Annotated in this window: 10 protein-coding genes; 2 read left to right on the top strand and 8 right to left on the bottom strand. The window is 75.0% G+C overall.

The genetic code is table 11. The annotated features are described in order from the left end of the window. Positions 1-102: 102 nt before the first annotated feature. The 5 genes from ACFWJ4_RS07845 to ACFWJ4_RS07825 all read right to left on the bottom strand — a co-directional run bounded on the left by ACFWJ4_RS07845 (position 103) and on the right by ACFWJ4_RS07825 (position 5329). On the bottom strand, positions 103-966 hold the full coding sequence (locus ACFWJ4_RS07845; protein WP_380540459.1) for a LysR family transcriptional regulator: 864 nt from the start codon (positions 964-966) through the stop codon (positions 103-105). Between the two features lie 227 nt (positions 967-1193). Continuing rightward, positions 1194-2600, bottom strand: coding sequence for a hypothetical protein (locus ACFWJ4_RS07840; protein ID WP_380540456.1), 1407 nt, complete (start codon positions 2598-2600; stop codon positions 1194-1196). Positions 2601-2743: 143 nt separating this feature from the next. Further along, positions 2744-3160 (bottom strand): NUDIX hydrolase, encoded by a 417-nt coding sequence (locus tag ACFWJ4_RS07835; protein ID WP_380540453.1) that lies wholly within the window; start codon positions 3158-3160, stop codon positions 2744-2746. A gap of 100 nt (positions 3161-3260) precedes the next feature. Further along, positions 3261-3911, bottom strand: a complete 651-nt coding sequence (locus tag ACFWJ4_RS07830) for a M15 family metallopeptidase (RefSeq protein ID WP_380540450.1) — start codon at positions 3909-3911, stop codon at positions 3261-3263. A 95-nt stretch (positions 3912-4006) separates the two neighbouring features. After that, the gene (locus ACFWJ4_RS07825; RefSeq protein ID WP_380540447.1) at positions 4007-5329 is read right to left on the bottom strand and encodes an XRE family transcriptional regulator; all 1323 of its coding nucleotides are present in this window, start codon (positions 5327-5329) and stop codon (positions 4007-4009) included. Between the two features lie 574 nt (positions 5330-5903). On the opposite strand from ACFWJ4_RS07825, the gene ACFWJ4_RS07820 reads away from it, so the two are divergent. Continuing rightward, positions 5904-6992, top strand: coding sequence for a methyltransferase domain-containing protein (locus ACFWJ4_RS07820; protein ID WP_380540444.1), 1089 nt, complete (start codon positions 5904-5906; stop codon positions 6990-6992). A 232-nt stretch (positions 6993-7224) separates the two neighbouring features. Further along, positions 7225-8019, top strand: a complete 795-nt coding sequence (locus tag ACFWJ4_RS07815) for a helix-turn-helix domain-containing protein (protein ID WP_380540441.1) — start codon at positions 7225-7227, stop codon at positions 8017-8019. Here ACFWJ4_RS07815 and ACFWJ4_RS07810 read toward each other — a convergent pair. The 3 genes from ACFWJ4_RS07810 to ACFWJ4_RS07800 are packed head-to-tail and all read right to left on the bottom strand — an operon-like array spanning position 8016 to position 11553. Continuing rightward, entirely contained in the window at positions 8016-8852 is an 837-nt protein-coding gene (locus tag ACFWJ4_RS07810) for an ECF transporter S component (RefSeq protein ID WP_380540438.1), read from the bottom strand. The genes ACFWJ4_RS07815 and ACFWJ4_RS07810 overlap by 4 nt on opposite strands. Next, entirely contained in the window at positions 8849-10450 is a 1602-nt protein-coding gene (locus tag ACFWJ4_RS07805; RefSeq protein WP_380540435.1) for an ABC transporter ATP-binding protein, read from the bottom strand. Before ACFWJ4_RS07805 ends, ACFWJ4_RS07810 begins: the two co-directional genes overlap by 4 nt. Further along, a complete protein-coding gene (locus tag ACFWJ4_RS07800; RefSeq protein WP_380540432.1) occupies positions 10447-11553 on the bottom strand; it encodes a CbiQ family ECF transporter T component in 1107 nt (368 codons plus the stop codon). The genes ACFWJ4_RS07805 and ACFWJ4_RS07800 overlap by 4 nt, the downstream gene beginning before the upstream one ends. Positions 11554-11562 lie beyond the last annotated feature (9 nt).

The following is an 11562-nucleotide window of genomic DNA, read 5'->3' as shown; positions in this document are numbered from 1 at the left end:
TCCCGCCGGGGCCCCCCCGGGCCTGGGGTGCGCCGGCCTGGGCCCCCCCGGGGGGCCCCGCCCCCCCGGGGGCCGCGCTGCTGTTCGAGGGGCCCGGGGAGTTCAGGCCGGGGTGGTGCGGAGGAGGGGGCGCAGGGCGGGGAGGGGGGCGTGGCCGGCGCGCCAGAGGAGGCGGAGGTGGAGGGGCGGGGGGTCGAGGGGGAGGCGGGTGAGGGTGCCGGCGGTGAGGTGGTCGTGGACGGCGTGGGTGGGGAGGAGGGCGATGCCGAGGCCCTGTTCGGCACAGGCGCGGGCGGTGGGGACGGCGCCGGTGCGGAGGCGTTGGACGTGGTGGCCGAGGAGGCGTTCGCCGGCGAGGTGGTAGGAGCAGGCGGGGGTGTCGACGAGGAGGCGGTGGCCGCGGAGGTTCTCGGGGGTGAGGGTGGTGGCGCGGGCGAGCGGGTGGGTGGGGGCGGCGACCAGGGCGAGGGGGACGGCCTGGAGGTCGAGGTGGTCGAGCGGGGCGGGCGGCAGGGGGAAGCCGAGGGCGCCGAGCGGGCCCGGGGCGTCGAGGATGAGCGCCGCCTCCAGGGCTCCGGCGGCGACGCCGTCGAGCAGGACGTCCCGGGTGGCGTCGGTGTGGAGGGATAGGTCCAGGTCGGGGCGGCGGTCGGTGAGGCGGGTCAGGACGGTCGGGAGGTGGGTGGCGGCGACGGCCGCCAGGACGCCGAGGCGCAGGCGGGTCCGGGTCACGACGACCTCGCGGCGGGCCTGTTCGGCCTGGTCGAGGAGCCGTCGGGACCAGGGCAGTAGTCGTTCCCCGGCCGAGGTGAGGGTCAGGTCGTGCCTGGCCCGGTCGAACAGGTCGGTGCCGAGGCTGTGTTCGAGGGTGCGGACCTGTTCGGAGACGGAGGCCGGGGCGAGTCCGAGCGCCACGGCCGCGCCGGTGACGGTGCGGTGGGTGACGACGGCTTCGAAGACGCGCAACTGACGTAGTTCCACTGGTTTCCCCGGTTCCCCCGAAGGTCCGTACCCGTGCCCGTGCTGCGGGACAGGGTAGGGGGTGTACGGGGCGGATGGGGATTCCGGCCGGTTTCGGAGGCCCGTCCTGCCCGGGCGAACCACGAACACGGGGCCCGCACCGAACTGCCGGCCCCGGACGGCCGGTACGCCCACCTGCTCCGGGTGGGCAACACGCCTGCCGCCACCGGAGGTCAGCGCCCGGCCGGCTTCTCCGTCCGTACGGCGAGGGCGTGGGCCTCGTGCAGGGTGCCGGTCGCCCCGGCGTGGTCGCCGTGGACGAGTTGGGCCATGGCCAGGTCGGTGAGCGCCCTGACCAGACGCCGGGTGTCGTGGGCGGGGCCGGTCGCGTGGAGGCGGCGTTCGATCCGGACGCTCCGCCGCAGCCGGGGGAGCGTGAGGTGGGCGTAGTAGCTGGGATGGTCTCCACGGACCGAGCGGCGCAGGTCGAGCCGCCGGGTGAGGGTGCCGAGGGTGGCGAGCAGGTCGCGGTCCTCCGGTAGGGGCAGTGGGTCGTCGGCGTGCTCGGACGGGCCCTCCTCGTCGGGCAGGCGGTCGGTGGGCTCGGGCTTGCCCGTGATGGCCTCGACGGCCCGCGCGAGGGTGACCAGTCCGTCCTCGAAGGACGCGCGCAGGCTGAAGGACCAGTGGTGGAGGTCCAGGCCCAGCACCGGTTGGAGGCGCCGTCCCGGGTCGACGCCGAGCGCGAGCGGGTCCGGGGCGTCGGCCGCGGCCTGTTCGTCCCGTACGCCGGAGCGGGCGAACAAGGCGCTCCGCAGGCCCTCGTTGAAGCCGAAGTCGCCGGCGTCGCCGCGGGCGGGCAGGCGCTCGCAGGAACGGGCGGCGTCCGCGAGCAGCCGGTGCGACTGTGCGGTGCGGCCCAGATCGGCGAACCACAGGGCGGCGCCGGCAGCCCGTAGGGCCGGGACGGGACTGCGGGCCGGTTCCGTGCGGCCCTCGCGCAGCCAGGCGAGGGCCTCGTGTTCGGTGGCCACGGCCTCCTCGGTGCGGTCCGCGAGGCGGAGCAGCACGGTGAGGTCGAGCAGTCGCCACGTCAGGTCGCTCCCGCCGGCCTCGGTCACCGCCCGGGAGCGGTCGGCCACCGCGCGGGCGGCGTCCACGGCCTCGTCGAACCGTCCCGCCTCGGCGAGGCCGTGGGCGAGGTCGGCGTGCAGGACGGCGGCCCGGCCGAGGCCCTCCACCGGCTGGTCCGCTTCGGCGCGCGAGGCCAGGTCGGCCGCCTCCTGCCGGGCGGCGAGGGCGGGGCCGTCGGCGTGCGCCAGGGAGTGGTGCAGGGCGAGGGAGGACAGCGCGCGGGCGGCAGCGGCCAGGTGTTCGGTGCCGCCGTCGGCGACCAGGGCGCGGTAGATGCCGGCGGACTCCTCCAGGAACGGGACGGCGTCCTCGGGCCGGGGCCTGGGCCGGCCGTAGGCCCGGCCCCGCAGCGCCTCGGCCAGCGCGGGCAGGCCCGAGGCGGGGTCGGTGCGGGCCTGGACCCGGAGCCGGGCGACCGTCTCGTCGGTGACGGGGTCCCGCCCCAGGCGGCGGGCTCGCGGTGCGGCGTGGTCGTGGTCGGACGGGGCTCCGTGCGCGGTTGTCACGCGTTTCCTTCCGGGGCGGGGACGAGCGGTCTCCCGTCCGAACGGCCTTGCGCCGGGGAGGAGTTCCGGGCGCCGGTGGTGGTGCGCGAGTGGGAAGTCGGACGGGCCGACTTCTCGCGCGGGTTCGTCCGCCGTTCCGCGCCCTACCCGGCGAGCATGCCGTCCAGGTACTCCCGCACCGGCGGGAACAGCGGGAACGGCACGTACTCGGCCAGTTCGGCGCGCGACGCCCACACCACCCGGTCCAGCTCGTCGGAGTCCGCGACGGCGGCGGTGCCGCCGACCACCTCGCAGGCCGTGTACGCCATCCGGCGCCCGCTCTGCGGATGCTCCCGCTCGCCGAGCAGCCGGGCGGCGGCGACGTGGAGGCCGGTCTCCTCGGCGGTCTCGCGGACGGCGGCCTCCTCCGGGGACTCGTTCGGCTCCACCTCCCCGGCCGGGAACTGCCAGGACAGCTCGCCCTCGGCGACCCGCCGCCGCACCATCAGCACCCGGCTGTCCTTGACGACGATCGCGACGGCGACAGCGGGGAGTTGCTGCTCGGGGTTCTGCTCGGTCATCGCTCTGCTCCTCGGGCCGGGACGGCGTCGGTGTCGACGCCATCCTGGCCCGGGGCCGCAGGTCCGCTCGGCAGGCTTCATGGGCCGCATGTCGTGTCGGCTACCGGTGCGCCGGCCCGTAGAGCGCGGCCGGTGCGCCGGTGGCCAGCGCCCAGTAGCGGTCCCCGTACGACCAATGCCACCACTCGGTAGGGTAGTTGACGAGCCCGGCGCCGGTCAGGACGTTGCTGAGCAGCCGCCGGTTGGCGCGGGCCTCGGCGCCGATGCCGTCGGCGTGGGTGTAGCAGGCCCCGGCGCTCTCCTCCGGACTGGCGTTGACCCTGGTGCCGAGGTCGAGCTCACGGCCGTCGGCGTCGACGAGGGTGAGGTCGACGGCGGCCCCGGCACTGTGCGGCGCGATCTCCGGCGGCGAGACGTAGCGGCTCGTCGCCGACCTGATCCGGTCGTCCGGCCAGTCGGGGTTCGCGGCCCGCAACTCGGCGGCGTACTCGTCGAAGTAGTGGCTCTGGAGAGCCGGCGGCCGGAAGCCCTCGACGAACAGCAGCCGCAGGCCGTCCGGCAGCGCGGCCTGCGCGTCGAGCAGCCGGTCGAGCACCCCGGCCCGCAGGTGCGCGAAGGCGCCGGTGCCGTCCTGCTGGCGCTCGTCGACCATGAGCCCGCCGCCGCTCCGTACGTCCAGCAGCTGCTCGTCGCGGGGCGCGACGGGTATCGCGGCGACCTTCGGGTCGGACATGAGGATGATCTCGTTCAACACGCCTCCTGGCGACGGAAGTCAGGGCTGTGCAGCCGATCAGGACGATCAAGCCCCGCCAGTCTGGCATCCCGGGCACGCGCCGCCGGATCGGTTCATGTGGCCCGCAGGCGCTCCAGGAATTCCGGGACGCCGTCGACCCGGCGGTAGGGCTTGAAGGCCGGCGCGAGTTCGCGGACCAGGGTGACGCAGCGGGATGAGCCGATGCGGGTGGCCAGGTCGAGCGACTCGCCGGTGACGGACAGCGCCTGCTCGATCTCCTTGGCCTTCAGGTGGCCCCGGGCCTGATAGGTCAGGAAGATGCCGCGCGTCTTGTCCCTGGCGCGGGGCAGAAGCGCCGTCCCCTCCGCGATCAGGGCATGGGCCTCGTCCGTCCGGCCGAGGTCGAGGAGGCACCGGCCGGAGTCCACGGCCAGGTCGGCGGGGCTCATCCAGGCGCACCACCCGGGAGCGGGGTCGGCGGCTTCGACCGCGAGGGCGGATCCGGCGTCGGACAGGTCCCGATAGCAGGCGGAACGGTCGCCGATCGCCGCGTGGGCCCTGGCGCGGCGGAGGAGGAGCAGGGACCGGGCGGTGGGGTGCGAGACGCCGGACAGGGCGTGTCCGAGCTGGTCGACGGAGACCTTCGCCTCGCCGAGCCAGTTGGCCTGGTAGGCGAAGTCGGACAGCACTCCGGCGCCGTGGTCACGGTCACCCGCGGCGTTGGCGGACTGCAGAGCGGCCTCCCAGAACTTTCCGGCCGCCCAGTGCCGGCCCTGGTCGAAGCGGTGCCAGCCGCTGGTGGTGGCGAGCGAGGCGGCCAGCCGGTGGAGGCGGCGACCGGTCCCCTCGTCGTAGCGGCCTTCGCTGATCAGGTCCGTGACGGTGGCCAGGTGGGCGTCCACCAGCCGGGCGGTGTGCTGACGCTGTTCGGTGGGCATGGCCGTCAGCGTCCTGCCGGTGCCCTCCAGCCAGTCCACGAGTGCGCCGTCCACTCGCTTGCCGCTCAGGGCCGAGGCGAGGCGTTCGGGCTCGGCGGGCTCGGCGGCGGCCCACTGGGCGGCCAGGCCGCCCAACGAGATCGCGCTGAAGGTCATGAAGGTGCGGCGGTCCATGGCGGCCCTCTGTGCGTCGTGGAGTGCGTGAACGGTGTGGGCGGCTCCCAGCGGCAGCGGTTCGTCGCGTCCGGGCAGCCAGTAGGGCCAGCCGTACGCCTCCAGGTCCGAGAGCGGGACGTCGAAGGCTTCGGCGATGAGGAGTTGGGAGTCGACGTTCGGCGTCTTGCGCCAGTGCTCCCACCGGCTGATGGCCGTCTTGTCGGCACCGGAGAGGAGTCCGTTCCGGCGGGCGGCCTTGTTCAGCTCCGCGACGAGGTCGCTCTGCGACCAGCCGCGCAGCTCACGTGCGTAGGCGAGGGGGTGCCGGATCGGGTCGTCCACGGGGCCAATCCCATCATCGACAGTGACCGGGATCTTACTGTCGGCGAGGGTGGGACAACCCCGGGACTACGGACAATGCCTGGTCGGCGACCGCGACTTGGGCTGTACTCGACTCACGCCGACAGAGTTCTGGCACAAGCGGAAGCGTCTGTCCGTGAAACGTCGCGCTGCGGTCATCGGGCTTCGGCCACCAGCTCCTTCCGGCCGCCTGCCCGGCGGGGCGGCCGGGATCGCCTCTTCCTCCGCTTCCGCCTCGAAAGGAGCAATGCCATGTCCTGGACCGAGCCGAAACCGCCCCCGCCGAGGCCGGTGGGCCCGCGCACGCCCCGCCCGCCGGACCGGTAGACCGACGACAGCGATCTCCAGCACTTCGAGCACGATCTCCAGCACTTCGAGAGGAGCAGCACATGGGCAAGCACGGCGGAGGGCCCGGCGGCGACGGGCCCGGTACGGCGGGTGGAGGCAAGGGCGGCAGTCACTCCGGGAAGCCGGACACGGCGGCGCAGGACGGCAAGCGGGATGCGCCGCCCGCCAACCTGCCCAAGCCGTCGAAGCCTTGAGCGGGGACGGTCGCGTGCAGTGGAACGCGCTCACCGACGCGCTCCGGAAATCCGGGGCGCTGTCGGTCGACTGGGAGCCGGCGTTCCGGGCCGTGCCTCGCGGGCTGTTCGTCCCGGACCGGATCCACCACGGGGGTGAGTGGGTCGACCGGGCGGAACGCCCGGTCGAGTGGCGCGAGTTGGTCGGCTCCGACATCCCGCTGGTGACCCGACTGGACGAGGACGGCAGCACGCCGTCCTCGTCCAGTTCGATGCCCACCGTCGTGGCCCGGATGCTCCGGCACCTCCGGGTCGCCGACGGCATCCGGGTGCTGGACGTCGGCACCGGCACGGGCTGGACGGCCGCGTTGCTGGCCCGCCGGCTCGGGGCGGGGAACGTCACCACCGTGGAGCTGGACCCTGAACTGTCCGGTGCCGCACGGCGCCGTCTGGCGGCGAACCGCCTGCCGGTCAAGGCCGTGGTCGGCGATGGCATGCTCGGCCATCCGGCGGCCGCGCCGTACGACCGGGTTCACGTCACCGCCGCCGTGCAGCGTGTCCCCGGTGCGTTGATCGAGCAGACGGCGCCCGGGGGCGTGATCGTCGTCCCGTACGGCACGGCGTTCTGCAACGGCGGGCTGCTGGAGCTCGCCGTCGCCGCCGACGGGCGCACGGCGAGCGGGCCGTTCGTCGAGGACGTCGCCTTCATGTGGGCGCGGGACCAACGCCCCGGGTGCGGCGAGTTCGAGATCGAGGACGTCCGGCACGGTCCGTCCGCGCTCGACCCCGCCGCCGTGGCCGAGCGGACCGACGCCGCCTTCGCGATCGGGCTGTGGTTGCCGGGTCTGTTCCGGCAGGAGGTTTGGGCGGGCTACGACCGCTTCGGGACCGGCCGGTTGGAGGTGTGGGACGGGGTCTCGTACGCCCACTGCCGCCTGGCTGACTGGGACGGCAGGCACGCCGTCGCGCAGTCCGGCCCCCGCAACCTGTGGGACGAGGTGACCGCCGCCCACGCCCGGTGGCAGGACCAGGGCGAGCCGGGCCTCGACCGGTTCGGTCTGACCGTCACCGTCGAGGGCGAGCACCGGGTGTGGCTGGACGATCCGGGCCACGTGGTCGGTTGATGCGAGGCAGTGAGGAGCGCGTCCCGGGCTCGCGAGCTCGGGAAGCGCTGGGTTGTGCGCGCTCGCGCCGCCCGAACGGGTGATGAGGAAAGGAGTTTGACGGGACGTTACGGCATTGCGGTGAAGATTGCAGTGCCGGGTGCTCGGAGGGGCACTCGGTGCGTGAGCAAAAGAGTTACCCCGGCGGTGCGCCAACACCCCGGGGTCCGACACCAGGAGAAGAGAGCTCCAGATGCAGATCCATCGTATCCCTCGGCATGCCCCCGGGTACACGATCCTCGACAACGGCCACGTCGTCCGGAAGCACTCGCTGAGTTGGGCCGCGCGCGGGCTGCTGAGCTACCTGCTCAGCCTGCCGGACGGGGCGCGCGAGGACGTGCGCACGCTCGCCGCCAAGAGCGTGGAGGGGCGGACGACCGTCGCGCGGGCGCTCAGGGAGCTGGAGGCGGCCGGGCACTACGTCCGGCGGACGCAGCGGGACCCGCTGACCGGGCAGGTGCGGACGGTCGTCTCGGTGCACGAGGTGCCGGTGACGGGCAAGGCGGTGCACACGGTGCCGCCGCTTCCCGTGCCCCCGGCCGCCGGTGTTCCAGGCCCAGGCGATCCAGTCGCCGGGAAGGCGGGAAGCCCTTCCAAGGAACTGAAATCAAAGGACGTGGAAGAGCCTTCCGTCCGTCCCTCCGAGAAGTTGACGGCCGGGATGGCGCTGCTGCTCGAACTCGGGCGCAGGGAGCCCCGGATGGCCCTGGCGGGGAAGCCGTTGTGCGACCAGGCCGCCCGGGTGGAGGGGTTGCTGGCGGGCGGGTGGACGCGGGAGGCGTTGACCGGGATTCTGTCGGCGCCGCTGCCGGAGACGGTCACGCACAGCGTGGGGGCGGTCCTGGCGGGGCGGATCACCAAGCTGCCGGCCGTTCCGGCGGCACGAGGTACGACAGACGGGCCGCGCCGGCACGAGTGCCCCGGGCGGGGCGGGATGTGCGGGCGGCCCGTGGCAGGGGCCGGGCAGGTGTGCGGGGTGTGCCGTTAGCTCTCCGGCGGCCGGAAGGTGACCGGGGCGTCGAAGGCGGCGCGGCGGGTCGTCCGGCGCAGGGCGCGCAGGACGGGGGTGCCGAGGGTGAGGCAGAGAACGACGGTCAGGGCGGCCCGGGGGAGGTCCCAACCCAGGGACGTGGTCAGGCAGTAGGCGGCGAAGCGGACCAGGTTGGCGGGCAGTGGGTCGCCGGGGTGGAAGGAGATGGAGCCGGCCAGGCCGCCGATGTACGGCCAGCCCTGGAGGTTCATGATCGTGCCGTACAGCAGGGACGCGGCGGCGCCGTACCCCGCCAGCAGCACGAGCTCGCGGCGGCCGCGCAAGGAAGCGGGGCCCGGCAGCAGCCCCGCGCCCAGGCACACCCACCCCATCGCCAGCATCTGGAACGGCAGCCACGGCCCCACCCCGCCCGTCAGCAGCGCGGAGGCGAACATCGACAGCGAGCCGAGCACGAACCCGAAGCCCGGTCCGAGCACCCGCCCGGAGAGCACCATCAGGAAGAACATCGGCTCCAGCCCCGCCGTGCCCGCGCCGAGCGGCCGCAGCGCCGCGCCCGCCGCGGCCAGGACGCCCAGCAGGGCGACGGACTTGGCGTCCAGCCCGGGCGCCCCGCCGCCCGCCGAGCGGCCTTCGGAGATCTGGGCGATGACGACGGCGAGCAGCAGCGGCAGCAGCAGGGCGAACAGCCACGGCGCGTCCGCGGAGTGGCCGACCAGCGCCGACTTGGTGGAGGCGAGCAGCGGCCAGCCGAAGGCCGTCACGCCGACGGCCGTGACGAGGAGCAGCGCCGTGACGGACCGGCGCCCCAGGGGGACGGGACGAGTGCTCATGCGCCCAGCGCCTCCGCGACCTGCCCGACGGTGAGCCACGGCCCGGGCGCCAGCACCTTGGCGACCTGCGGGGCGAAGGCCGGTGAGGAGACCACCACCTCAGCGGTCGGCCCGTCCGCGACGATCTCTCCCTCGGCCAGGATCACCGTGCGGTGGGCGAGTTCGGCGGCCAGTTCCACGTCGTGGGTGGCGAGGAGTACGGCGTGGTCCTCGGCGGCGAGGGCGCGCAGGATCTCCACCAGCCGGGCCTTGGCGGCGTAGTCGAGGCCGCGGGTCGGCTCGTCCAGGAGCAGCAGCGGGGGCCGGGCGGTGAGCACGACGGCGAGGGCGAGGGTGAGCCGCTGGCCCTCGGAGAGATCGCGCGGGTGAGCGTCGTCGGCGATGCCGGGCAGCAGGCGTTCCACCAGGGCGCGGCAGGTGCCGGCGGCGGCGCCCGCGTCGGTGTCGGCCGCGGCGCACTCGGCGGCGACCGACTCGCCGTACAGCAGGTCGCGCGGTTCCTGCGGGACGAGGCCGACCTCGCGGATCAGTTCGGCGGGGCGGGTGCGGTGCGGGGTGCGGCCGCCGACCCTGACGCTGCCGGAGGCCGGGGTGTGCAGGCCGACCAGGCTGCCGAGCAGGGTGGACTTGCCGGCGCCGTTGCGGCCCATCAGGGCGGTGATCTCGCCGGGGCGGAGCGCGAGGTCCACGCCGCGCAGGGCGGGGACCGGCCCGCGCCGGACGGCGAGGCGGTCGGCAACGGCGATGGGGGTGCCGGACGAAGAACCAACGGCGGCGGGTGTCCGGCCGTCCAGTTCGGCGCGCAGCGGGGCGGCCTTGCGGCGCGCGTCGCGGACCGAGAGCGGCAGCGGCCGCCAGCCCGCGAGCCGGCCGAGGCCGACCACCGGCGGGTGCACCGGGGAGTGCGCCATCACCTCGGCGGGCTGGCCGAGGACGGGTGGGGCGCCGGGGGTGAGCAGCAGCACCTGGTCGGCGTACTGGACGACGCGTTCCAGCCGGTGCTCGGCCATCAGCACGGTGGTGCCGAGGTCGTGCACCAGCCGCTGGAGGACGGACAGCACCTCCTCGGCCGCGCCCGGGTCGAGTGCCGAGGTGGGTTCGTCCAGGATCAGTACGCGGGGGTGCACGGTGAGCACCGAGCCGATCGCGACGCGCTGCTGCTGGCCGCCGGAGAGGGTGGTCAGCGAGCGGTCGCGCAGGTCGGCGAGGCCGAGCAGGTCGAGGGTCTCCTCGACCCGGCGGCGCATCACGTCGCCCGGCAGGCCCAGGGACTCCATGCCGTAGGCGAGTTCGTCCTCCACCGTGTCGGTGACGAAGTGTGCCAGTGGGTCCTGCCCCACGGTGCCGACCAGGTCGGCGAGTTCGCGCGGCCGGTGCTCGCGGGTATCCCGGCCGCCGACGGTGACCCGGCCGTGCAGCACCCCGCCGGTGAAGTGCGGCACCAGGCCGCTGACCGTCCCCAGCAGGGTGGACTTGCCGGAGCCGGACGGGCCCACCAGCAGGCAGAGTTCGCCCTCGGGGACGGTGAGGTCGACGCCGCTGAGCGCGGGCGCGGCGGAGTCCGCGTACCGGACGGAGACCTGCTCGAAGGTGATCACGATGCCCTCCGGGGCGGGGTCGGGGCGGCGAACGCCGGCACCAGGCCGAGCAGGACGGTCAGCACGGCGGTCAGGGGCAGCGCGGGGACGGTCGGCGGGACGACGGTGGGGGCGAAGGCGGCGGGGTCCCGCGCGGCCAGGTAGACGGTGAGGGCTGCCACGGCCGCGCCTGAACCGGCGGTCAGCCATTCCGGAAGGGCCCACGGGTCCGGCCGGTAGCGGCTTCTGACGGAGCGTCGGCCGCCGAGCAGCAGTCCGGCGAAGGCGGCGGCCAGGCCGAGCAGCAGGACGGGCAGCGCCCAGCCCGCGCCGCCGGCCGTCAGCAGCCCGTACGCGGCCAGGCAGACCCCGAGCAGCCCGGCCAGGGTGAGCGCCGCCGTCGCCCGGGCGAGCCGGCGCGGGACGTCGGCGGTGCGGCCGAAGCCCCGGGTGTCCATCGCGGCGGCCAGCGCGATGGACCGCTCCAACGCCCCCTCCAGCACCGGGATTCCGACGCTCAGCACGGCGGCGACGCCCTTGTCGGTGCGGCCGCGCAGGCGCCGTGCGGCACGCAGCCGGCGGACGTCCGCGACCAGGTTGGGCGCGAAGGTCATCGCCACGACGACGGCGACGCCCGCCTCGTAGAGCGCGCCGGGCAGGGTGCGCAGCAGGCGGGCCGGGCTGGCCAGGGAGTTGGCGGCGCCGACGCAGACCAGCAGGGTGGCCAGCCGCAGCCCGTCGTACAGTGCGGCGAGCAGCCCCTCGGCGGTGACCCGGCCGCCGATCCGCACGCCCTGCGCCCAGACGGGCAGCGGGAGTTCGGGCAGGGTGAACAGCACGTGGGTGCCGGCGACCGGCGAGCCGAGGAACACGGCGAACACCAGCCGGATGCCGAGCACCAGCAGGCCCAGCCGCAGGAACGCCCCGTACGAGCGCGACCAGGGCGCATCGCCGCGCCGGGCCGCGACCACGTACCCGGCGACGGCGGCGAGCAGCAGCAGGATCGCCGGGTTGGTGGTGCGGGTGGCCGCCGCGCCCAGCCCGAGCGCCCACAACCACCAGGCCCCGGGGTGCAGTTGACGGGGGCCGGTGGGCGGCCGGGTGCTACGGGCGGTGCTGCTCACGGTGTTTCC

Origin of the sequence: Kitasatospora sp. NPDC127067, from assembly GCF_042724755.1 — a bacterium.
In the GTDB taxonomy this organism is placed as follows: domain Bacteria; phylum Actinomycetota; class Actinomycetes; order Streptomycetales; family Streptomycetaceae; genus Kitasatospora; species Kitasatospora lactacystinica.
Note: the sequence above shows the minus strand (reverse complement) of the source record. Positions and strands in the feature narration are given on the sequence as shown.